The 24,224-nt window shown below is 40.1% G+C and carries 19 protein-coding genes; 13 read left to right on the plus strand and 6 right to left on the minus strand.

All coding sequences use genetic code 11. From position 1 onward, the window contains the following. Positions 1 to 100 precede the first annotated feature (100 nt). A complete protein-coding gene (locus WBW42_RS10180) occupies positions 101 to 3,598 on the minus strand; it encodes a hybrid sensor histidine kinase/response regulator (RefSeq protein WP_032057079.1) in 3,498 nt (1,165 codons plus the stop codon). A gap of 181 nt (positions 3,599 to 3,779) precedes the next feature. Here WBW42_RS10180 and WBW42_RS10185 point away from each other — a divergent pair, with 181 nt between their 5' ends. The 4 genes from WBW42_RS10185 (at position 3,780) to WBW42_RS10200 (ending at position 8,828) form a co-directional block, all read left to right on the plus strand. Then, positions 3,780 to 4,112, plus strand: coding sequence for a DUF485 domain-containing protein (locus WBW42_RS10185; protein WP_000372818.1), 333 nt, complete (start codon positions 3,780 to 3,782; stop codon positions 4,110 to 4,112). Between the two features lies 1 nt (position 4,113). Continuing rightward, on the plus strand, positions 4,114 to 5,829 hold the full coding sequence (locus WBW42_RS10190) for a cation acetate symporter (RefSeq protein ID WP_002121878.1): 1,716 nt from the start codon (positions 4,114 to 4,116) through the stop codon (positions 5,827 to 5,829). 172 nt (positions 5,830 to 6,001) lie between these two features. Continuing rightward, positions 6,002 to 6,694 (plus strand): ion channel, encoded by a 693-nt coding sequence (locus WBW42_RS10195; RefSeq protein ID WP_002121893.1) that lies wholly within the window; start codon positions 6,002 to 6,004, stop codon positions 6,692 to 6,694. A gap of 166 nt (positions 6,695 to 6,860) precedes the next feature. Further along, a complete protein-coding gene (locus WBW42_RS10200) occupies positions 6,861 to 8,828 on the plus strand; it encodes a glycine betaine transporter (protein ID WP_032057169.1) in 1,968 nt (655 codons plus the stop codon). Between the two features lie 59 nt (positions 8,829 to 8,887). On the opposite strand, the gene omp33-36 is transcribed toward WBW42_RS10200, so the two are convergent. After that, a complete protein-coding gene (omp33-36, locus tag WBW42_RS10205; protein WP_032057170.1) occupies positions 8,888 to 9,787 on the minus strand; it encodes a porin Omp33-36 in 900 nt (299 codons plus the stop codon). A 1,010-nt stretch (positions 9,788 to 10,797) separates the two neighbouring features. On the opposite strand from omp33-36, the gene WBW42_RS10210 reads away from it, so the two are divergent. Next, positions 10,798 to 12,507: a GGDEF domain-containing protein gene (locus tag WBW42_RS10210; RefSeq protein WP_032057173.1), complete on the plus strand. Its 1,710-nt coding sequence runs from the start codon at positions 10,798 to 10,800 to the stop codon at positions 12,505 to 12,507. Positions 12,508 to 12,547: 40 nt separating this feature from the next. Here WBW42_RS10210 and uvrA read toward each other — a convergent pair whose 3' ends face one another. After that, the gene (uvrA, locus tag WBW42_RS10215) at positions 12,548 to 15,379 is read right to left on the minus strand and encodes an excinuclease ABC subunit UvrA (RefSeq protein ID WP_032057175.1); all 2,832 of its coding nucleotides are present in this window, start codon (positions 15,377 to 15,379) and stop codon (positions 12,548 to 12,550) included. Between the two features lie 296 nt (positions 15,380 to 15,675). Here uvrA and WBW42_RS10220 point away from each other — a divergent pair, with 296 nt between their 5' ends. The 4 genes from WBW42_RS10220 to WBW42_RS10235 all read left to right on the plus strand — a co-directional run bounded on the left by WBW42_RS10220 (position 15,676) and on the right by WBW42_RS10235 (position 18,071). Continuing rightward, positions 15,676 to 16,278 carry a TetR/AcrR family transcriptional regulator gene (locus tag WBW42_RS10220; RefSeq protein ID WP_014207905.1) on the plus strand — a complete coding sequence of 201 codons (603 nt, stop codon included), beginning with the start codon at positions 15,676 to 15,678 and terminating at the stop codon, positions 16,276 to 16,278. Positions 16,279 to 16,281: 3 nt separating this feature from the next. Continuing rightward, on the plus strand, positions 16,282 to 17,259 hold the full coding sequence (locus WBW42_RS10225) for a zinc-binding dehydrogenase (protein WP_032057176.1): 978 nt from the start codon (positions 16,282 to 16,284) through the stop codon (positions 17,257 to 17,259). A gap of 64 nt (positions 17,260 to 17,323) precedes the next feature. Further along, a complete protein-coding gene (locus WBW42_RS10230) occupies positions 17,324 to 17,677 on the plus strand; it encodes a DUF1304 domain-containing protein (protein WP_284105654.1) in 354 nt (117 codons plus the stop codon). A gap of 52 nt (positions 17,678 to 17,729) precedes the next feature. Next, positions 17,730 to 18,071 carry a GlpM family protein gene (locus WBW42_RS10235; RefSeq protein ID WP_000263326.1) on the plus strand — a complete coding sequence of 114 codons (342 nt, stop codon included), beginning with the start codon at positions 17,730 to 17,732 and terminating at the stop codon, positions 18,069 to 18,071. A gap of 49 nt (positions 18,072 to 18,120) precedes the next feature. On the opposite strand, the gene tenA is transcribed toward WBW42_RS10235, so the two are convergent. Further along, positions 18,121 to 18,795 (minus strand): thiaminase II, encoded by a 675-nt coding sequence (gene tenA, locus WBW42_RS10240; protein WP_032057178.1) that lies wholly within the window; start codon positions 18,793 to 18,795, stop codon positions 18,121 to 18,123. 262 nt (positions 18,796 to 19,057) lie between these two features. Between tenA and WBW42_RS10245 the strand changes: the two genes are divergently transcribed. The 3 genes from WBW42_RS10245 to ssb all read left to right on the plus strand — a co-directional run bounded on the left by WBW42_RS10245 (position 19,058) and on the right by ssb (position 22,290). Further along, positions 19,058 to 20,140, plus strand: coding sequence for a DUF475 domain-containing protein (locus tag WBW42_RS10245; protein WP_005066886.1), 1,083 nt, complete (start codon positions 19,058 to 19,060; stop codon positions 20,138 to 20,140). 146 nt (positions 20,141 to 20,286) lie between these two features. Further along, positions 20,287 to 21,651, plus strand: coding sequence for an MFS transporter (locus tag WBW42_RS10250; protein ID WP_005078603.1), 1,365 nt, complete (start codon positions 20,287 to 20,289; stop codon positions 21,649 to 21,651). A gap of 51 nt (positions 21,652 to 21,702) precedes the next feature. Continuing rightward, positions 21,703 to 22,290 carry a single-stranded DNA-binding protein gene (ssb, locus tag WBW42_RS10255; protein WP_005066890.1) on the plus strand — a complete coding sequence of 196 codons (588 nt, stop codon included), beginning with the start codon at positions 21,703 to 21,705 and terminating at the stop codon, positions 22,288 to 22,290. A gap of 40 nt (positions 22,291 to 22,330) precedes the next feature. Here the strand turns inward: ssb and WBW42_RS10260 are convergent, their stop codons facing one another. Both WBW42_RS10260 and WBW42_RS10265 read right to left on the minus strand, forming a co-directional pair. Then, positions 22,331 to 22,654, minus strand: coding sequence for an AzlD domain-containing protein (locus tag WBW42_RS10260; RefSeq protein WP_032057180.1), 324 nt, complete (start codon positions 22,652 to 22,654; stop codon positions 22,331 to 22,333). Then, on the minus strand, positions 22,651 to 23,346 hold the full coding sequence (locus tag WBW42_RS10265; protein ID WP_005804464.1) for an AzlC family ABC transporter permease: 696 nt from the start codon (positions 23,344 to 23,346) through the stop codon (positions 22,651 to 22,653). The genes WBW42_RS10260 and WBW42_RS10265 overlap by 4 nt, the downstream gene beginning before the upstream one ends. Before the next feature lie 68 nt (positions 23,347 to 23,414). Here WBW42_RS10265 and WBW42_RS10270 point away from each other — a divergent pair, with 68 nt between their 5' ends. Further along, positions 23,415 to 23,963, plus strand: coding sequence for a helix-turn-helix domain-containing protein (locus WBW42_RS10270; RefSeq protein WP_002117406.1), 549 nt, complete (start codon positions 23,415 to 23,417; stop codon positions 23,961 to 23,963). Positions 23,964 to 24,224: the final 261 nt, after the last annotated feature.

The raw sequence follows: 24,224 nt of genomic DNA on the forward strand, positions 1-24,224 counted from the left end.
TCGACTTTTTGAGCAGTTCTGCCTATTGGCTTAAATTAGGCCAATAATTTTTGCCAAAAATCTCTCCCAAACTTATTAAAAGGTTTGGGGGAGAAAATATTTAATCTACCTCACTGGCAATTTTAAGTCCCGATAACCATGCTCTTAGAGAAGCAGGCTTAAGTGGTTTTTTGAGTAAAACAATATTCAGTTCTTTCAATTGTTGAGGTAACTCAGGATGAGAGTCAGCAGTAATTAAAGCAACAGGAACATCATGTTGACGATTTTGCAAAATAAAATCGACACCGAGTTGGTTGTTGTTTAAATGCTGATCGATAAGCCAGACCTGAATATTTTCTTTTTGAATAATTTCAAGTGCTTGTTCAGGTTCAGTGGCTTTAAAAACCTCATAACCCCATCGACCTAATAAGCTACTCATACCCTCAAGAATGGTTTCATCATTGTCTAAACATAAAATCCGATAGGCTTTGGTTTTTAAAGGTACTGCCTGTACGGTTGGGGTTATCACTTTTGGCGCTTCTACCACCGGAACCTCAATCATAAAGCAGGAGCCTTTATCGAGTTGCGAATAGACATAGACTGGATAATTCAACAAACCCGTCATACGCTGCACAATAGCAAGACCCAAACCTAAACCTTGCTCACCCCAAGGCGATAAATGCCCACAGCGTTCGAATTCTTGAAATAGTTTAATACGTTGCTCTTCGGCAATTCCGGGACCTGTATCCCAAACCCCAATTCGAATGTGTCCAGGTTTTTGTGCTGAACGTAATACACCAACAATCACTCGGCCTTTGGCTGTATAGCGCAAAGCATTACTCACAAAGTTTTGAATAATACGTCGTATCCACTGTGGATCTGTGTCAATCCAGAACGATACATCGTGAACTTTTAATGAAATATTTCGCTGTGCAGCAATCGACTTAAACTGTAGTTCGAGGTCGCTTAGTAAATCGTGCAGAGGATAAGGCTGTCTTTTTGGCTGTATGGTACCGCCTTCCAAACGCGCAATATCGAGTAGGGCAGAGAGCATACTTTCTGCACCATACAAAGCACGGTCAAGTTGTTGCAAAGTTTGGCGATCTTCTTCGGTTGCGATGCTTTGTTCAAGAACTGTACTAAACAGACGGGCAGCATGCATAGGTTGTAATAAGTCATGACTGGCCGCTGCAATAAATCGGCTTTTTGACATATTGGCCATATCGGCTTGTTCGCGCGCAAGCTGTTGCTCAGTTAAGGCATCGGCAAGTTGTTGGGTTCTGTCTTTTACGCGGGCCTCAAGTATTGCCTCATTCGCACGGAAAGCCGTAATGTCGGCGAAGGTAGTCACAAAGCCACCACCTGAAATAGGATTACCGCGCATTTGAATAACGCGTCCGTCTTTACGGATTCGTTCAAATTCATGCGCACTTCCGACTTTCATCCAGTGCAAACGTTTGCGAACATGTTCTTCGACTGAACCTGGGCCGCATTCGCCGCGTTCAGCGTTATAACGAATCAGATCGGCAATTGGACAACCCACATAGACTAAATCTTTTGGGTAGCCAAACAGTTTTAAATATTGGTTGTTCCATGCGACTAAACACATGTTTTTATCAACCACACTCACCCCTTGGGTCATGTGATCAATCATGGTCATCAGCAAGTTTTGATTGAAACGTTGCCATTGCGAGGCTTGGTCTAAAATATTGGCGACTTGGCCTAATGCCAAACCATTATTAATCATTGCTGTAGTGAGCAAAGTACGAGCTGAGGCTGCGCCGATAATTCCAGCTAGATATTGTTCAGTGAACCGCCACCACATGCCATTGGCGATACTATTCGGGTTAAGCGTGAGATGATTTTGCTCACAAAAGTTCTCGAACGCTTGTGTTGTGGGTTGCTCACCCGTAATTCTTTTAGCAAGCGCAAATAAATCGCCTACTTTTAAACGTGCAGCATCGTGCGGTAAATAAGTTAAATCGGTAGAGGTATGGGGAGATGGCAGAGGCTTAGTTTCGTAATAAAAAAAGCTTTCTGCCTGAATTTGTTCTGCCACACTTGGGCGGTAAATTTTAGAAATCCAAATATATAAAACAATATTTAAACCAAGCGACCAAATAACGCCGTGTGTAAGTGGAGCAAATGACTCAAAGCCAAAAAGTGATTCTGGACGTAAGGCATTAATTCCAAAAGGACCAAAAAGCAAAATACTTTGGGCTGTTTCTTGATAGGCCTCTGGCAAGCTACGTAAAATCGTTGGAAATAGTAATGTGTAACTCCACATCAAAAATCCAACAATAAGACCTGCATAGACACCTTGGCGGCTTCCACCTCGCCAATACAAGCCTCCAATAAGCGCAGGTGCAAACTGGGCAACGGCACTAAATGCCAATAAACCAAATACTGAAAGCTGGTTAATATCATTAAAGAAATGGAAGAATAAAAAGCCAAGTAGCATCACCGCGACAATACTAATACGACGGCTGAATTTAAGAACTTTAGGTAAATGTTTATCGTGACGTGATAGCAGCTTAAAACGCCAGAGTGCGGGCATAATCAAGTCATTACTGAGCATGATAGACAGAGCAACAGATGACACCAGTAACATGCCTGTTGATGCAGAGAACCCACCTAAAAAGGCCAGTAGGGCTAACCATTCTTGGTTATAACTCAATGGTAATGAGAGTACTGCCACATCAGGCACGGTTAGGAATTTTGGCGCTGCATGCAAGGCCCAGCTTGCAATTGGGATAATAGCTAAAATTGTTAAAATGAGATAAGCCGCAAACCATTTACGTGCACCGCGAATGTGCTTTTCATCGCGTAATTCGACAACAGCCACATGAAATTGACGGGGTAAACAGATAATTGCGAGACCTGCCAATAATGTCTGAATCCAGAACGTTTCAGGTACCCCAAATAACTGAACTTCTTGGAAGGTTTGGTTTACGTCGGCCGAAACTTGTACTAAGTTCGCGGGTGCTTCAAAAATAAAAAATAAAGCGACACAGATTAGGGCGAATAATTTTACAAAAGATTCAAATGCAACGGCTAACATGAGGCCGCCATGCTGTTCGGTGTTTGCAATTTGCCTTGTACCGAAGATCATGGCTAAGATCGCAAGGACACTGGTTAAAAGCAAAACGCTATTGGTGGTCGTATGAATATGAGCATTTTGCTCTAATATGACTGATGTGCTTAAGGCAATTGCGCGTAACTGTAGGGCCAGGTAGGGAATAATCGCAATGACTGCCAAGATCGTAACCAGCGATGCCAATACACCGCTTTTGCCATAACGTGCAGCAACAAAATCGGCAATTGAAGAAATTGCATGATGCTGACGTACTCGGCCTAAACGTCGCCAGATATCGTAACCAAACCAGACAAATAACAGTGGACCTAAATAAATAGGTAAGAAAATGACGCCTTCTCGGACGGCAGCTCCGGTTGCACCATAAAATGTCCAAGATGAACAGTAAACACCTAAGGTCAAACTAAACAAGAACATCCGGCCACGTGTACTCAGGCGACTAGCATGCTTCTCGCCAAAAAAAGCACAAATAAATAAGAGTGCTATATAAAAAGTGAGTACCCCAATAATCAGCCAGCTGTTCATATGACCTACATGATTAAAACCTTGCGCCTATCATACCGCAAGCAGAAACAAAGCTATAAATTGATTAAATTTTAACGACCAAAGTCTAAGTTACGAATTACACGTTATTTTGCTAATTTTAATAATGAGAAACTACTATTAAAAAAGTGACCAAGGTTGGGCACAGGCAAGGAGTTTGGTTATGGATCAAAGCCAAGTAGAACAGATTCTACGCAATCCAAAGTTTCAAAAGATGGTCAAGAAAAAAAGTGCATTAAGCTGGACGCTCACAATCATTATGTTAGTGCTTTATGTGGGCTTTATGCTACTTGTTGGCTACAACAAAGAATTTTTAATGAGTTCATTTAGTGGTGGTGTAACGACATGGGGTATTCCACTAGGCTTAGGAATTATTGTTTTATCTTTCCTACTGTGTGGCGTGTATTCCTATATCGCAAACAACACCCTTGACCAGTTGAGTGAAGAAGCGTTGAAGGAAGTTGAAGCCATCACGCATGAGAAAGGATTACACTAATATGAAATGGAATTCATTAAAAGCGAAAGCCTTATTGGCAGCAGCATCGCTATATTCAACTGTTGCTATGGCTGGTCCAGATTTGGGTGAAGCCGAACAGCAAGCCACCAACTGGCATGCCATTATTATGTTCTTGATCTTTGTTGGTTTTACTTTGTTTATTACTAAGTGGGCGGCAAAGCAAACTCAATCAGCACAAGATTTCTATACCGCAGGGGGCGGAATCAGCGGTTTCCAAAACGGATTGGCAATTGCCGGTGACTATATGTCAGCAGCATCTTTCCTTGGTATTTCCGCGATGGTGTTTAGTTCGGGTTTTGATGGCTTACTTTATTCTCTTGGATTTATGGTAGGTTGGCCAATCGTTTTATTCTTGGTTGCAGAGCGTTTACGTAACCTTGGTAAATACAACCTTTCAGATGTAGTGTCATTCCGTCTTGAAGAAAAACCGGTCCGTACCTTAGCTGCCTTGAGCTCGCTTGTTGTTGTAGCATTCTACTTGATCGCTCAAATGGTAGGCGCGGGCCAGCTCATCAAATTACTATTTGGTTTGAACTACAACATCGCTGTTGTCATCGTTGGTCTATTAATGATGGCATACGTAATTTTTGGTGGCATGTTGGCAACGACATGGGTACAGATCATTAAAGCGGTCATGTTGCTCAGTGGTGCGACTTTCATGGCATTCATGGTGATGAAAGCGGTTGGTTTCAGCTTCAGCAACATGTTCACTCAATCAATTGAAGTATTCAGTAAAGTTCACAGCGTAAGCTTTGAAGAAGCTGCAAAAATTATGGGTCCGGGTAAACTTGCCGCAAACCCGATTGATGCATTGTCTCTTGGCTTGGCACTCATGTTTGGTACAGCGGGTCTTCCACACATTCTTATGCGTTTCTTCACTGTAAAAGATGCAAAAGAAGCGCGTAAATCGGTTGTGGTTGCGACAGGTTTCATTGGTTACTTCTATCTTTTAACTTTCATTATTGGTTTCGGTGCGATCCTTTTCGTATCAAACAACCCTCAATTCCTTGATGTTGCAAAAATGGCAGTATCAGGCAAGCTTGAACTTGTTGGTGGTAACAACATGGCAGCCGTGCATTTAAGTGATGCTTTAGGCGGTGACTTATTCATGGGCTTTATTTCAGCAGTAGCGTTCGCAACGATTCTTGCTGTTGTTGCTGGTTTAACACTTTCTGGTGCATCTGCAATCTCACATGACTTATACGCTAACGTATTCAAGAAAGGTCAAACGACTCCAGCCTCAGAACTTCGTATGTCAAAAATTGCGACACTTGGTTTAGCAATCTTTGCCATGATTTTGGGTATCTTGTTTGAAAAACAAAACGTAGCATTCATGGTGGGCTTAGCATTCTCTGTGGCATGTTGTGCAAACTTCCCGATTCTTGTTCTTTCAATGTTCTGGAAAGGTTTAACCACTCGTGGTGCAGTTATCGGTGGTGTGGTTGGCCTTGTAACAGCTGTAGTACTTATTGTTCTGTCTAAAGCGGTTTGGGTAGATACTTTAAAAATCTCTGATACACCAGTTAACCCATTCAATGGTCCTGCATTATTTGCGATGCCATTGTCATTCCTTTGCTGTTGGTTCTTCTCGGTGACTGACAACTCTGCACGTGCTAAAAAAGAGCGTGCTGCATTCGATGCCCAATACGTTCGTTCAATGACAGGTATCGGTGCTTCTGGTGCCTCAGATCACTAAAATCAAACTGGATTAAATATCTATCTCATTAAAAGCCCTGCGGGGCTTTTTTTGTTGATCGTATAACTTAAAGTGAAAGAAGCTCTTTAATAAAGAACAACTTGTTTGTCCTATTTTTTGTACAGTATGATTTCTTATAATTCAAAACATAATGAAAAAGGAAAATAATTAAATGCGATCTATCATGGACTTCTGGGCGAGCTTTCGACTGCTACCTTCTGCATGGTTGCTGCTTGTGCAATTTATCTTACTCATTTTGGCCATGCTGACTTTTCACGATGTATTTTACCGGACCCTAACGTGGGCTTTAGGAGTGCTTGCCTTACTTATTATTGCCAAAGTGATTCGCCAAACCCCAATGTTTACTTTTCTGGGATTAACTTTTGTCAGTGGAGCGATTATATCCTCAGTCTTTATTTTATTGGGCTATAGCAATTTAACGATCCAGATATTTGCTCATAGCTGTGAAGCGCTGGCTTACTTTTCGGCTGCTTACGGTTTATTTCGTTATATGTTTGCTGATCGATATTTAACAAGAGATGAATTATTTGCTGCTGCCGCGGTTTTTACTTTGCTAGCTTGGGGCTTTGCATTCCTCTACAACATTTGTCAGCTATTGATTCCTGCTAGCTTCCAAAATCCAAACAATGCTCATCATTTCCAGACGTGGTTAGATCTACTGTTCCTGAGCTTTAGCTTACAGTCAGCAACAGGCTTATCTGATTTAATGCCGCTTAGTCCACCAGCACGCGTTTTAGCCATGCTACAAATGTTTTGTGGCGTGATGTATCTCGCTTTGATTGTCACACGTTTAATTGCTCTACAGTACATTGCCCATCCAACAAAGAAGGATTCTGACAAATAAAGGAGAAGGTGTTTTAATTTTTTACACCTTTGTAACTGCAATATTATTTAAGTTTATTTAAAGTATTATCGGCTTTCTCTATTGAAAGATTTAACTTTGTTCATTCTGTGAATGTCTTTATTGGCTTTATGCCTATCACTTTTCATTAAAATAACATGGAGGAGTTATGCCTTCCAAACAACCAGGTTGGTTCGCAAACGTTAATCCTAACGTATTTTTTGGTACGGTCATTATTATTGCTTTGTTCTTGGCAGTTGTTGTGATCGCCCCGAGTTCTTTTGAACTTCTAACGCAGCAATTAAAACAATGGATCACCGATTCATTTAGCTGGTTTTATGTTTTATCTGTAGCCTTCTTTCTTATTTTATTGATTTATATCGCCTGTTCATCAATAGGTCGAATTAAATTAGGACCTGACCATAGTCAGCCTGAATATAATAATGGGTCTTGGTTTGCCATGCTGTTTACAGCAGGGATGGGTATCGGTCTCATGTTCTTCGGAGTTGCCGAACCTGTCATGCATTATGTTAATCCACCGAGTGGGGATGCTCAGACTATTGAGGCAGCACAGCAAGCATTAAGGGTGACCTTCTTCCACTGGGGCTTACATGCTTGGGCAATTTATGCATTAGTGGGACTATCTTTAGCTTATTTTGCTTATCGACATAATTTACCCTTAAAGACCCGTTCAGCCCTTTATCCTCTCATTGGTAAAAAGATTTATGGGCCTTGGGGCGACAGCATCGATATATTTGCGACTATTGGTACGGTATTTGGTGTAGCAACTTCTCTCGGATTCGGTGTTACCCAGATTAACTCTGGCTTGCATTATCTTTTAGGTATAGAGCAAAGCACTTATATACAGATTATTTTAATTGTCGTGGTGAGTATTTTGGCTTCTTTATCGGTCTTTTTAGGCCTTGATAAAGGGGTAAAACGCCTATCCGAATTGAATCTAGTTTTAGCCGTTATTTTATTAACCTTTGTTTTCATTTGTGGACCAAGCATTTATTTGCTTCAAACGACAATTCAAAATACAGGTCAGTATTTTTCTAATTTATTTACAATGACCTTCAACCTTTATGCTTACCAACCGAATGGCTGGATAGGTGGTTGGACAATTTTGTATTGGGCTTGGTGGATTTCTTGGTCACCATTTGTGGGTATGTTTATCGCAAGGGTTTCACGTGGACGCAGTATTCGAGAATTTATTGTAGGGGTTCTCCTCATCCCGACAGGCTTTACCATTATCTGGATGGGTTTTTTAGGAAACGCTGCGTTATTTAGCATTATTCATGAGCATCAAAACACTCTTATTCAGGCTGTTCAGCAAGACTCATCAGTAGCTCTATTTGAGTTTTTAGGACACTTACCGTGGTCAGGTGTCATGAATATTTTGGCTACCGTTTTAGTCGTTTTATTCTTTGTGACCTCTGCTGACTCAGGGGCACTCGTTACTGACTATCTAACTGCAAAAACTGAAAATTCACCAACTTGGCAGCGTTTGTTCTGGACAGTACTGATGGCTGTACTCGCCATTATTTTATTGTTAGTCGGTGGTTTGGCTGCGCTTCAATCTTCAATCATTATGAGCGCATTGCCATTTACTGTGGTTATGCTGTTCATGAGTTGGGGATTAATAAAAGCATTGCATCTTGATGTCACGAAAATGCAAGCAATTCAGGAAGCTCGAATTACCCCACGTGCCATTCATAATCCAAGAAGCTGGCAACAGCGGCTAGGTTTAATCATGCACTATCCTCATAGTGAAGAAGAGGTTAGAGAATATATCGAAAAACAAGTAGCTCGTGCGTTTGAAAATATCAAACATGAATTTAGACGCCGTCATTTAGAAGTTTCAATTACTCAACTTGAGGATGGGATGCAGCTTCGAGTCGATCATCACAATGAAATTAATTTTATTTATAAAGTTGTTTCACGTGAAACAGTGCCACCAAGTTTTTTAATTGGACGTACTGAAGCCGAAGATGGGCAATATTTCCAAGCCGAAGTATTTTTAAGAGAGGGTGGGCAGAACTATGATGTAATGGATTGGACTCAAGAAGATTTAATTCAAGACATTATCGATCAATATGAACGGCATCTATATTTTTTAAATATTGTACGAAGTTAAATTTAGCTGTAAAAAAAGGACTCAATTGAGTCCTTTTTTAATTCGATTTCTAAATTAAATTAGAAACGGAATTTAGCATTTAAGCCGATAGTTTGTGTATCGTAGCTAGACTTTTTAACGTCAGCTTTCATGTACGATGCACCAACTGCTACAGCTGGAGTAATGAAGTAGTTTACGTTACCACCCCAAGCTTGACGGAATTCACCAAGGTCATTGCCTTTGATGTCAGCTGAACCATCGTTACCAACGAAAGATGCGCCAACGCTTAACTTAGGAGTTAAGTAAAGGTCAGTTTTTAAACCGTATTGGTTTTCTTGACCGAAAGCACCAGCAGCTTCAAAACCAATTGCCATGTTAGTTCCATCGATTGGACCTACATATTTAGCACGAGCTGTAACAGCATCTTGGTCGTCTTGAATCGCAGCAGTTTGGTTCGCAGCAGTGTAGATACCGTTGCTGATGATACCGAAGTTATCTAAAGCGAATTGGTTTGCAACGCTTGTATAACCAACAGTCATCAAGAAGTTAGGTAACAACATAGCACCAACTTCTAATGCATAACGGTCGCCGTTGTCATCATGAGAGAAGTTGTTTTTACCATCAACATCAGTGTGGTTATAAGTTGCGCTAGCATATACAGGAAGGTAAGGAGTAGGAACGTAAGCCTCACCTTTAACACCGTATGTACCTACGTGGTAGTTTACGTTGTTTTGGTCATACTGTTGGTAGCTATAACCTAAAGATACGCTAGAAGCTTGGTTCAAGAAAGCTGCTTCAGCTAAAGGACCCTTAGCGGTATCAACATTTTTTAAATAGAATGTACCAGCAACGTCACCAGTGAAGTTTTTATCGTTTGCAGTTGTGTCAACATATTCAGATTGACCTTGAACTTCAAATTGATAAGCATGAGCACCGGTCATGGCTAATAATACAGCAGTGGCTAAACCAAGTTTTTTCATAATCATTTCCAGCATTAACAAGAGATAAAGCTGGGGTCATTGTATTGTAACAATTTATGAAGTCAATAATCTAGAAAAGGTAATGTTAAAGATATTTGACACTTATGTTAAAATTGGTGAAAAACTAATCAAATGAAAAGTGGTTTGTCAACCTGATAAAAAAATGAACATTTACAATAAGCTAATAATTATATTTCATTAAGAATTAAGAAGTAAATGTTAAAAAGATATTACAATTGTGATTGGAAAAATAGATTGCATTAATCGGTTTTAACATTAACAAAAATATAGCTGTGTTTACAATGTGAATAAAAAACCGCCATTTTATTATCAAATTCGTTTTATTTTGAGGAGTAGTTAACAATATTTGGATTGGTTTAACTAAAAAATTTAACTATTCTTAATTATTATATAAGTGAATAAAATAAAAGAAATCTCTATTTTAAGTTGAAAAAACGATTAAAATTTTAATCCTGATTAATTTAATCAACTTTACAAAGGTAGAGGTAAATCACATAATTCGATTGCAAAGTTCACTGCCTAACGTTTTTTAGGATTTAAAGTGCTTGCCCAGATACGATGTGTAGAACACATCAGATTTTACGAGCTCAGCTTTCCCCAAGGTTGAGCTTTTTTTTATCTGTAAGAAAATCTAAAAATTAAAATAAGAGTTATGTGAATTTTATTGAAAAAATGAGAGGCCAAAAAGAGCCCAGCTTAAAGCTGGGCAGTGGATGCTGGGAGTGGCATCCAAGAGGACAAGTAAATACTGTTTTTACTATCATGATTAAAAATCTTTAATCTGTAAAATAGAGTTTTTTTATAAAAAGCATTCAATTTTTCGATTCATTTTGTTATTTAAGCTGACAAAATTTAGGAATCGTATAATTATTAAAAAAGAAATGAAGGGGTTAATGATGAAATTTTAGTTATTAAAATGCTAGGATGGATTTAAGCCTAATTTATATCGTATTAAAAATGGCAGGACATTTACGGAGTACCAGCTAGAAATGTCAGGATTACGTTCAGAGCATATTAGTAATCGACTGTTCTTTTTTATGCTGGTTATTATTTTATCCTTATTATTCATGGCAGTACCTCTTATTGTAGGAAGCTATCAGGATTATATAAAAACTAGACAAGCCCTAGCTGAAATAAAAAGTTTAAGAGCAGTAGCCGATATTGCCTATAAAGTTTCTAAGGAACGTGCTCCTGCCAATAAAATGATGTCGAGTGGTCCTCATGATTTAGTAAAAAATCAGCAAGAATTAAAAAAATTTCGTTTAATTGTTGATGCGCAAATTGATACAAGCATTTTAATTTTAAAACAAGCTGGTTATGTCTCATTAGCAAATGAGCTGCAAACCAATTTTAAAGAAAATCTTAGACAAGCCCGACGTGTCGTTGATTATTATGGTGAAACTCCATATACAGCAAGAACTTCTGTTCAACTGGATAATGCCATTTTAGGAATGTTTGGCGCATGGGATAATTGTAGGGAAATACTGCAAAAACTAATGTTGCAGTTAAAAAGTAAAGACAGCCGCATTTCTAATTATTTTACGCTTATTATCGTTCTAACTGATATGCGTGATCAGGCTGGGCGTATGGCATCTAACATTATTGCTCCCGTCAGTTTTAATGAAGAGATTCCAAGTAATAATCGTGCACGTTCATTACAAACTCAACACCAAGCTAGATATTTATGGATTTTGGTCGATACCTTGCAGCCTGAACAGGCAAAAACTCCAGAATACCGTCGGTTATATTCTAGAGTGAAAACAGAGTTTATAGATCAGGGTATTCCGATTGTAGAAAGGCTATTAGAAGAAAGCCAAAAGAGCGAACCATATTTTTTAAGTGGTACACAGTTAACCGAAGCAATTGTAGGTAAATTTACCACTGTGGTTGATTTGCAGAGTTACATTCTTAATGAGAGTGTAGTCATTGCCACTCAAGAAAATGCTATTGCTCGAAATGGTTTCTTTTTAACTTTATTTATTTCTCTAATTTCTTTAGCAACAGCATTACTTACTCTGATATATGCGCAAAGACGAGTATTTTCGCCTTTAATTAAAGCGAGAACTTTAATTTTAGATTTATCGCATAGTTCTGATCATTGTAAAGATGAGATGAATGTCGCCACCAAAGGTGAATTTTTTTCTCTATTTGAAGCAATTGACCGATTACAACGTATGTTGCAACAACGCGACGCTTTTGAATTTCAGTTAAAGAATATTGCCAATACTGATCCACTCACCGGAGTCTCCAATCGTTTAGCTTTATCTGAATATTTAAAAATTGTTGAAAGTTATCCTCAAAAATTTACGCAAACCTGTTTAATGATTATTGATATTGATCGTTTTAAACAGGTGAACGACCAATATGGGCATATTGTAGGTGATCGCGTCATTGTCAGTATTGCCGAGCAATTAAAGCAAAATATTCGAAGTTCGGATTTAATTGTTCGTTATGGGGGAGATGAGTTTTTAATATTATTAGAACAGGTACAATTTATAGATGCTCGTCTTTTAGCAGAGAAAATTCGGATTGCGATTTCTTTAGAAGAAATTTGTTTATCTGGTTCAGATGAAAAATTGCATGTCTCTGTCAGTATTGGTTTTTCCATAGGCGCGGCGAGTTGGATAGATCTTTTAGAGAAAGCTGACCGTTCGCTATTAAGAGCTAAAGCCCGAGGACGGAATGCAGTTGAGGGGTAAAAAAGCCTGAAATGAGTTCCGGCTTTTTTTATTCAATAAATTATTTCAACATCGGTTTTAAGAAACGTCCCGTATGAGAAATCTCAACCTCAGCCACTTGTTCAGGTGTGCCTTCGGCAATGATCATACCACCGCCCGAACCACCTTCTGGACCTAAGTCGACAACCCAGTCTGCTGTTTTAATCACATCAAGGTTATGTTCAATCACCACAATGGTATTACCCTTGTTACGTAGCTCATGCAAAATATCGAGTAACTTGGCAATATCATGGAAATGTAGACCTGTTGTTGGTTCATCCAAGATATATAAAGTTTTACCCGTATCTCGTTTTGCTAACTCACGTGCAAGTTTTACACGTTGCGCTTCACCACCCGATAAGGTCGTAGCTGCTTGACCTAAACGAATATAGCCTAAGCCTACCTGAGTTAAGGTTTCTAAGCGGCGGTGGATGACTGGAATGGCACTAAAGAATTCAGCAGCATCTTCGACAGTCATTTCTAGAACATCAGAAATGTTTTTGCCTTTATAGCCGACTTCAAGAGTTTCACGGTTATAACGTTTGCCATGACATGCATCGCAAGGCACATACATATCTGGTAGGAAGTGCATTGCGACTTTGATCATACCGTCGCCTTCACAGGCTTCACAGCGTCCGCCTTTCACGTTAAACGAGAAACGACCAGCACTATAACCACGTGCTTTTGCCTCTGGGGTTTGAGCAAATAACTCACGGATTGGCGTAAATAACCCTGTATAAGTCGCTGGGTTAGAACGTGGGGTACGTCCAATCGGGCTTTGGTCAATATCAACAACTTTATCTAGATGTTGAAGTCCATCAATCGAGTCAAACTTCTCGGCTGTTAAAGTCGTTGCACCATTGAGCTGTGTCGCTGCTAATGGAAGCAAAGTACGGTTAATCAGCGTTGACTTACCTGAACCTGAAACGCCAGTCACACAAGTCATAATGCCGAGCGGAATCGTTAAATCGACATTTTTTAAATTATGACCTGCTGCACCTGAAAGTTTGATGACTTCATCTGGACGTGGTGATTCAGTACGCTTTTTTGGCACTTCAATTTTGAGTTTGCCAGAAAGATACTGTCCTGTAAGTGAGTCGGCATGTTTAGCCAACTCATCATAAGTACCTTCAGCAATAATTACACCGCCGTGTACACCGGCACCTGGACCGATATCAATAATATGGTCAGCAGCACGGATTGCATCTTCATCGTGTTCAACGACTAATACCGTGTTACCTAAATCACGTAAGCGAATGAGCGTTTGCAATAAACGATCATTATCGCGTTGATGTAGACCAATTGAAGGTTCATCGAGCACATACATGACGCCCATTAAACCTGCACCAATCTGCGAAGCTAGACGGATACGCTGCGCTTCACCACCAGATAAGGTTTCTGCAGAGCGAGCCAGACTTAAATAATTCAGTCCAACACTCACCAAGAAATGTAAACGCTCTCGAATCTCTTTAAAGATTTTATCTGCGATTTCGCCTTTAGCACCTTCAAGGTTTAAGCCTTGATAGTAGCTTTCAGCATCACCAATCGACATGCGGGTAATGTCAGCAATGGTTTTGTCTTTCACACGAACATGACGTGAAATTTCATTAAGACGTGAACCATCACATGCATCACACGCTGCATTAGAAAGGTACTGAGCTAAATCATCACGTACATAGTTACTTTCAGTTTCACGGTAACGACGTTCAAGGTGCGGCAAAATTCCTTCAAATGGTTGCACGCGAGTGTGTTTGCGGCCACGTTCGTCGATATAGCTTAAATCAACTTTTTCTTTGCCCGTACCTTGTAAGAATTTCTTTTGAGTATCTTTATCTAGCTGATTCCAAGGCGTATCAAGTTTTAAACCAAAATGATCGGCAACTTTTTGCAGCATCGAATAATAATATGGACGCTGACGATCCCATCCACGAATAGCCCCTTCACTAATCGCAAGATCAGGATTTGGAATCAGCTTTTCAGAGCTAAAATGACTACGGGTACCTAAGCCATCACAAACAGGGCAGGCACCGAAAGGGTTGTTAAATGAAAACAGACGTGGCTCAAGCTCTGCGACAGCGCGATCACATTCAGGACACGAGTGCTTTGCAGAAAAAACGCGATCAGGATGTTCACCATTCATCCATGATAAAACTGCAATATCGCCACCTAAACGTAGTGCGGTTTCAAATGATTCTGCAATACGGTTACCTAAGTCTTCACGTACTTTGAAGCGGTCAACAACGACTTCAATGGTATGTTTTTTCTTTTTGTCGAGTTCTGGTGGTGTATCAATATCAATGATTTCGCCATCCACACGGGCACGAACAAAACCTTGGCCTTGTAGTTGTTCGAACAGGTTACTGTACTCACCTTTACGCTCACGAACGACAGGGGCAAGCAACATGAGTGCTGTGCCTTCTTCAAGCGTTTTTACCGCATCGACCATTTCAGAAACAGTTTGCGCGACCATCGGCAAATCATGTTCTGGGCAATATGGTGTACCGACACGTGCATAAAGCAAACGCAAATAGTCATAAATTTCGGTAATCGTACCAACCGTTGAACGTGGGTTATGACTGGTAGATTTTTGCTCAATGGCAATCGCTGGTGATAAACCTTCAATCGAGTCGACTTCAGGCTTTTCCATTTGCGATAAAAACTGACGGGCATACGCTGAAAGTGATTCGACGTAACGGCGTTGTCCTTCGGCGTACAGGGTATCGAAGGCAAGAGAAGATTTTCCTGAACCTGATAACCCCGTAATTACCACAAATTTGTCGCGTGGAATATCGAGAGACACATTTTTTAAATTATGGGTACGTGCGCCTCGAATACGGATATGACTTTGGCTCATAAAACATCTCAATTATATATTGATGAAAATTTAGGTGCTGATTGCTTAGTCGCAGAGAGGTGTGACTGGTTATAAACAACAGACCCTATATATGATAACGATTTAAAATTGTTCAAGTGGTACAAAATGATTTAAAGCGACAAATTGTGACGGTTAAACGACAATCGACAAAATTTGTTTAAATAAGCAGGTTGTATTTTTAACATTCCTTACTTCAGATTTCTACTCTAGACAAAATTAAACCAGCAACATAACTTTACTAGACGACTGGTCTAATAGTTGTTTATGATGTGTGCATGAAACGATTAAATAAAAGTGAAACCACACGACAACACATTTTAGATACGAGCTTTGAGCTGGTACTACGTAAAGGTTTTGTCGGTGTTGGTTTGCAAGAGATCTTAAAAGCTTGTGACGTACCCAAAGGTTCGTTCTATCACTACTTTGCTTCGAAAGAGGCGTTCGGCTGTGCGCTGTTAGAGCAATATATGGCTGATTATAAAGTTCGTATGGAACAACTTTGGCAACGCAGTGAGCAAAGTGCCCATGCTCGTTTAATGGCCTTATGGCAGGCATGGATTGATGATCCCGTAAACGGTAGTTGGGCTGAGAATTGCTTGATTGTGAAGTTGGCGGCAGAGGTTTCTGACTTGTCAGAAGACATGCGTCAAATTCTCAATGATGGCGTGCACAAACTAACGCAACGTTTGGCTTTGCTACTCAAAGAAGGGCAACAAGAAGGATCAATTCCAAAACATATTGAGCCTTTAAAAACTGCGCAAGTCATGTATCAGTTATGGTTAGGTGCTGCTTTACTCACAAAATTGTCGCAAGACAAAGCACATCTATATTTAGCCTTAGAAACTACCCAACAACTCATAAAACCGATAGAGGAATAAAGAATGCGAAGTATTATCCATCGTAATTTTGGCGAACCTGTAGACGTTTTAGAGCAGGCGGATATGCCAAAGCCAGAACCAAAAGCAGGCGAAGTGCGTATTAAAACTATCATGTCTCCAATTCATAATCATGATGTATGGACAGTACGCGGAAGCTATGGTTACAAGCCAACTTTACCTGCGATTGGTGGTAGTGAAGGCGTTGGTATTGTAGATGCGTTGGGCGAAGGCGTTACTCATGTGCAGGTAGGGCAGCGTATTGCAGTGGCAGCTGTGCATGGCAGTTGGGCTGAGTACTTTATTGCGCCTGCTCATGGGATTATTCCACTCAATAATGAAATTGATGATGAAACAGCAGCACAGCTGATTGGTATGCCAATTAGTGCCCTCATGCTACTCGACTTTGTTAACGTTCAACCGGGTCAATGGCTTATTCAAAACACAGCGAATGGTGCAGTAGGTAAAACAGTTGCCATGATTGCACAGGCACGTGGCTTACCTGTAATTAATTTAGTTCGTCGTACTGATGCGATTGCAGAGATGCAAGCATTAGGTATTCAGTATGTTGTTGCGACTGATCAGCCTAACTGGAAAGAGCAAGTTAAACAGATTCACGGCGACCAACCTCTTATTGCTGGTGTGGACTCGATTGGAGGAACCGCAAGTGGCGAAATGCTGAATTTACTCAGTGAAAATAGTTTGCTCGTTTCGTTCGGTAGTATGACTGGCGAAACCATGCAGATTTCATCGGGTGATTTGATTTTTAAACAAGCGACAGTAAAAGGTTTCTGGGCGAGTGTAGTTAACAAAGAAATGCCTGCCGAACGCAAAAAAGAACTCATTGTTGAGTTATTAACGTTAGCAACTCAGAAAAAATTAATTCTGCCTGTAGAAGGTGTATTTAGTTTTGATGAGATTAAAACTGCCGCTCAAAGAGCAACGCAAGGTGCTCGTCAAGGCAAAGTGTTGTTAAAACCGTAAAACACTAAAAGATCAGTCGAGAGACTGATCTTTTTCATATCTTTAAAATAAAAAGGAAAATTGTATGATCGGACAAATTTTAATTGCACTTATCGCAATATTACATGTCTATATTTTAGTGTTAGAAATGTTTTTGTGGGACAAGCATTATGGCATGAAAGCCTTTGGAAATAATGCCGAAAAAGCAAAACTCACCAAAGTCATGGCACAGAACCAAGGTCTTTATAATGGCTTTTTAGCGGCGGGTTTATTCTGGTCCTTATTAGTTGATGCACCATTTGCAACATCAATTGCTAATTTCTTTTTAGGTTGTGTACTGATTGCAGGTATTTATGGCGGTCTGACTGCCAGCAAAAAGATTATTTATATTCAAGCAGTTCCTGCTTTAATTGCTTTGGTCGCTGTTAATTTTCTTTAAAAAGCGCAAAATACAGCGTTTTGAAATGGAAATGACCAGATAGGATCAGCGCATGTGGGCGTTATTTTTAAAGTGTATGTTGGGGGCCGGGGTTGTCCTCATTATTTCGATTTTATCGAAAAGTAAGGCATTTTATATTGCGGGTTTAGTCCCGCTTTTTCCTACCTTTGCTTTAATTGCTCATGTGATTGTTTTTCAACAAAAAGGGGCAGAGGCATTACAAAAAACTGCTTTGTTTGGTCTATGGTCACTGATTCCTTATGCCATTTATTTAGCTGCTGTTTATGTGCTGGCAACGCGTATGTCGATGTGGTCTTGTCTAGGAGTCGCAACACTATGCTGGGTTGTGGCTGCGGCAGGTTTGATTTACGGCTGGCAATTGTTTCAAAGTTAAATTAAAGACTGACCATTTAATGAATTAAATGGTCAGAGCTCATCTTGATTTAGATCTGATCTAAACCTAACCATTGTCTTTGATGGTAAGCACTGTCCCAAAATAACCATTCAAGTTTTGCACCCATGGTATAGGCTGCATGCATTTTCTCTAAAGTATCTGCATCACAACGTGCGGCAACCTTGTCTACTGTCGCAATCACATTACGAACCGCTGTATGGAACTCTTCACCCGCGTAGGTATCGATCCATGCCTGATAAGGATTGTTCGGGACTGACTTACTTACAATGTCTTTACCGACTTCAGCATAAATCCAGAAGCAAGGTAAAAGTGCAGCAAGTACAACAGGGTAGCTTTCAGACCAAGCAGTTGCTGTCAAAAATGAAGTGTAATGATGGCCTGCCAAGGTCAACGGCGTATTTTTAAATTCTTCTTTGGTGACACCAAAGTTTTTCATGAAGTCATCATGCAAGCTACGTTCAACCACAATTGCAATTTTAGCTGCATCTGAAAATTGCATAATATCGTCAGCCTCAAAGGCCTTTGCTGCTGCAACAGCAAGCACACGACCATAGGCCACTAAATATTGAGCATCTTGAATAACATAATGACAAAAAGCTTCTTTATCTAAAGTACCGTTAGCAAGTTCCTGATTAAAAGGCAGGTCGAGAATTTTTTGATATAAATTTAAATTGCGTTGCCAAAGTTCTTGAGAAAAAAGCATAAAAACATTCCATTTAAATTAAGACAGCTGAACCAGATTTTAAATCAATTTTAAAATACAAAAATAATAATGATAGATATATCGAAAGAAAATATTTAATACGATTAATGAGTTAATTAAATATTATAAATTTCTTTATTAAACAGAGAGATAAAGTAAATGGAATAACGGCACAAAACAACATCGTTTTGTGGTTAATTATCGATATAATAGCGGCGGTTTTTAAGAAAGATTAAATTTATTCTTGGTATAGGTCTGATCCATGAAGCATTTCCGATTTTCGATATTTTTTACGGTGGTGTGTTTAGCACTATCCGCGTATTGGGGTTTTACCCATGGACCTGAAGCGGGCGTGTCTACCATGCTTAAAGCTTTAACAATTACAGCCATTTTAGCTGTAATGGAGGTCTCTTTATCTTTTGACAATGCTGTCGTAAATGCATCGGTTCTACGTAATTGGGATCCGTTCTGGAAAATGCTCTTTTTAACGGTAGGTATTTTAATCGCCGTTTTTGGTATGCGTTTAATTTTCCCGGTGGCGATTGTTGCGGTGACTGCGGATATGGGAATGATTGAAGTAGCTAAATTGGCACTCAATGATCCGAAAACCTATTCTGAACGTTTAATGGCACATCACGCTGAAATTTCGGCTTTTGGTGGAACATTCTTATTATTGGTGTTCTTAAACTTCTTCTTTGATGAAGAAAAAGAAACCCATTGGTTCAGATGGCTTGAAGCTAAACTTTCTAGTTTAGCAAGCGTACCAGCAATGTCTGTCTTTATTGCTCTAATTGCGATGTTAATTATGGCAGCAAATGTTGATGAGTCGCAGCGCCTTGTGGTGACTATGGCTGGTATTTGGGGCATTGTGGTTTATATTGGCGTTGAAGTATTAAGTCATATGTTAGGTGGTGAGCCTGAAATTGACGAAGATGGCAATGCTATTATGAAAGATGGATCGGGCGCGGCTTCTGGCGTAGTTAAAGCGGGTATAGGTGGTTTCTTATATCTTGAAGTGTTAGATGCATCATTCAGTTTTGATGGTGTAATCGGTGCATTTGCGATTACCAGCGATGTTGTCGTGATTATGCTGGGCCTTGCGATCGGCGCTATTTTTGTCCGTTCAATGACAGTTTACCTTGTTGAAAAAGGCACACTAGATGCCTATGTGTTCTTGGAACATGGCGCGCATTATGCGATCGGTGCTTTAGCATTCATTATGATTGCAAGTGGTACAGGCGTACATGTACCTGAAGTTGTTACTGGTTTAATTGGTGTAGCGTTTATTGTTTGGGCGGTTATTGCTTCAATTCAATATTCAAAGCGCGAGCAACAATCGCCTTAAGCTAATTTTCAGTAAAGTTCGATAGAATAAAGAGGCTAAATGCCTCTTTATTTTTTTAAGCCCAAATCGTTATTTTAAATAAGGTGTTCCGTATTTTTAGAAACGAATCGGCTTATAATTTACCTAGTTTGATAACGTGTATTGATATGATGAATGCTTTGGAACGTCGCTCAACTTTTGCCTTAAGTAGTATTTTTGCGCTACGCATGTTGGGCTTGTTCATGATTATTCCTGTCTTTTCTGTAGTTGGGCAGTCATATCAATATGCGACTCCAGCACTCATTGGTTTGGCTGTAGGTGTCTACGGCTTAAGTCAGGCGATTTTGCAAATTCCATTTAGCTTACTGGCTGACCGTTTTAGCCGTAAACCACTTGTGGTCTTTGGTCTATTACTGTTTGCGATTGGTGGTGCAATTGCGGGTTTATCTGACACGATTTATGGCGTAATTATTGGTCGTGCTATCGCTGGTGCTGGTGCAGTTTCAGCAGTCGTGATGGCGCTTTTAGCCGATGTGACACGTGAAGAGCAGCGTACTAAAGCCATGGCTGCAATGGGCATGAGTATTGGTCTGTCTTTCGTGGTCGCTTTTAGCCTTGGGCCTTGGCTCACAAGCCTTGTGGGCATTTCTGGTTTGTTCTTTGTGACAACCATTATGGGCTTGATTGCGATTGCGATGTTATTGCTTGTACCTAAAGTCACTCGTCATCATCGTAATTATCAGCAAGGCTACATGGCACAGCTTAAGCAAGTCATTCAAATGGGTGATTTAAACCGTTTGCACGTTTCGGTTTTTGCATTGCACTTATTACTTACTGCCATGTTTATTTATGTGCCTTCACAACTTATCGAGTTTGCACATATTCCTTTAGCAAGTCATGGTTTGGTGTATTTACCGCTATTAGTCATTAGCCTGTTTTTTGCATTTCCAAGTATTATCATTGCTGAAAAATATCGCAAAATGCGCGGGATTTTCTTAACAGCAATTACAGGCATTATTGCAGGTTTGCTGCTGCTCATATTTGGTTATCAGTCAAAATATGTTTTGCTTGCTGGCCTAGGAATTTTCTTTATTGCATTTAATGTGATGGAGGCTTTATTGCCTTCTTGGTTGTCGAAGTCTGCTCCAATCCAGTCAAAAGCAACGGCTATGGGTGTAAATGCCAGTAGTCAGTTTTTAGGCGCTTTTTTTGGTGGCACACTAGGTGGTCAATTATTGATGTTACATAATACTGCGATTGGATGGAGTGTCTTAGCAGGGATTGCTATAATATGGTTGCTAATTAGTTTTGGTTTAGCTCAGCCGCGGTATTTGTCATCGATTGTGTTGCCATTGCCGCAAGTGCAACAGGTGAATGAGTGGACCACACAGCTATTGGCAATTCGTGGTATCGAAGAAGTTGTGGTGATGCCTGACCAGCAAGTTGCTTATATTAAAGTCGATAAACAGTCTCTAGATGATGCTGCGCGACGTGATTTAACGCAGTTGTTCGGTAAAGAGGTAGCCATTTAAGCATAACTCTTATAAAGTAAAACATAGAAATGTATAGGATGAAGACAGCTAATGCGTGGTGTAAATAAGGTTATTTTGGTTGGTACTTTGGGTCGTGATCCTGAAACAAAAACTTTTCCAAATGGGGGCTCGTTGACCCAATTTTCAATCGCGACAAGTGAAGCTTGGACTGATAAAAATACTGGTGAACGTAAAGAACAAACAGAATGGCACCGTATTGTTTTGCATAACCGTTTAGGGGAAATTGCTCAGCAGTTCTTGCGTAAAGGTTCTAAGGTTTATATTGAAGGTTCATTACGTACGCGTCAGTGGACAGACCAAAATGGCCAAGAGCGTTACACTACAGAAATCCGTGGCGACCAGATGCAAATGTTAGATGCTCGTCAACAAGGTGAACAAGGTTTCGCTGGCGGTAATGATTTTAATCAACCACGTTTTAACGCACCTCAACAAGGTGGTAATGGTTATCAAAATAATAACAACCAAGGTGGCGGCTATGGCCAAAACAGCGGTGGTTATGGTAACCAAGGTGGTTTCGGTAATGGTGGAAGCAACCCTCAAGCGGGTGGTTTTGCGCCTAAAGCGCCACAACAACCAGCTTCTGCACCAGCTGATTTAGACGACGATTTACCGTTCTAATCAAAGTTTCAAAAAAGGCGAGTTTATCTCGCCTTTTTTATTACTCAATTCCAAGCAAACGTATAAGTGCCGTGCCGGCAGCTGCCAAGCAAATCACTAATAACAGCGGTACTTTTTTCCAAACTAAGAACAGTGCTAGGGCCACCCCAAATATTCGTGCAAAACCTGCGAAATGTTGGCCTTCAAAAAATGTAGTGGTCACGGCAATAGCACAGAGCAAAACAGTCGCACCGTTTGAGAGTAAAACTTGGTACTTTTCAGAAAAAGAGAATTTGGCACCTAAGTGAAACCCAGCGAAACGAATCCCATACGTTCCAAGTGCTAGTAAGCCTATACCTAAAATAATTAGTAATTGTTGACTCATTTCTTTCTACCAAATATTAAGCCAAAAAGTGAAATCAGAATTGGAAGTCCTGAGGCCAAAAAAGGTGTGGTGATCAGCGCTAAAGTTGATCCGGCAAATGCAGCTTTTCGAGTGGATTTATTCTTTAAAGCATTAAAAGTAAGAGCAATTAAAATCGCTGGGAAAATGGCATCTAAGCCAAATGTTTTAGGGTCTGGAATAGCACTTCCAATGAAATAACCCGCCGTTACACCCAGTGGCCAACTGAGCATAATGCATATACCACATAACCAGTAAGCAGCCTTTTTTGTCTCAAAATCGGGCTGTGCCATACCAAACAAAACACTTTCATCGTTCATGATATGAGCCCCGAAATATCGAGAATATTTGCCACGGATTAGTTCATTGACCGCAATACCAAAAGGTAGATGTCTTAAATTGACGAGTAGTCCTGCAATCGCAGCTGCAATTGGGCTACCACCTACAGCCAAGAAACCAATAAAAATAAATTCAGCAGTTCCTGCGAGCACAAACACGGATAGACAAAGCGGGATCCAGAGCGCTAAGCCATAACTTGCAGCGAGTGAACCTAAAGACATACCAACGACACTCGTCGCTAGACATACAAAGAAAATCGAGCGGGTAGTGTCTTTACTAAGTTTTTTAATTAGAGAGTATGTGGACATAGCATGATATAACGAACGATTTTCCATTATAATGAATAAGTCTGATCGTTTTGTCAAAACGAACGATCGTTTTTTTTATAGAACGGATGTGGTGAATGTCTCAGCCAATCGAAATTATTGCCAAAGGTTTAACGCGTGAACGTCAAAGAGCAGGGCTTTCATTGGCAGAGGTTGCTCGTCGTGCAGGTGTTGCTAAATCTACACTGTCACAATTAGAGGCAGGGCAAGGTAATCCAAGTATTGAAACCTTATGGGCACTTTGTGTTGCACTCAATATTCCATTTGCACGGTTGATGGAAGAACCAAGCAATCAGGTACAAGTCATTCGCTGTGGTGATGGGCCAACAGTAAGTTCTGAGATTGCCAACTACAAAGCAATTTTGTTAGCGACTTGTCCACCACACGCCCGTCGAGATGTTTATTTACTGATTGTTGAGCCAGGCGAAGATCGTCTTTCAGAGCCGCATCCAGTTGGCTCTGTGGAGCATATTATTGTGGTTGAAGGTAAAGCTTTGGTGGGCTTAATTGATGAAGCCGTTGAGCTTGGTGTTGGAGACTATATTTGTTATCCAGCTGATCAAAAACATATATTTAGAGCTTTGGAGACTGGTACAAAAGCATTATTAATTTCTGAACAAAATTAAAGAATTTGAAGCTGATTAAAATAAAAACTAAAAGCCATTTACCTGCATCCCCTACAAAAAGGGCCAATTTTGCGTATAAATTTTGCAATTGGCTCTCTCTTTTATTACAAAAATGGCTCTCGTTTCTTGAGTGCCGAAACGACAAATTAAAGCTATTGGAAGTATGCATACGGAAGCGCCGGATAAGCTCAGTGAATTTTCTGTTTTAGGAATTGGGCAGAACGGCTAAATTTTTAGGGGATATTTTTTGGCTTCGGAGGA

The sequence above is a fragment of the Acinetobacter sp. LT1 genome (genome assembly GCF_059800965.1).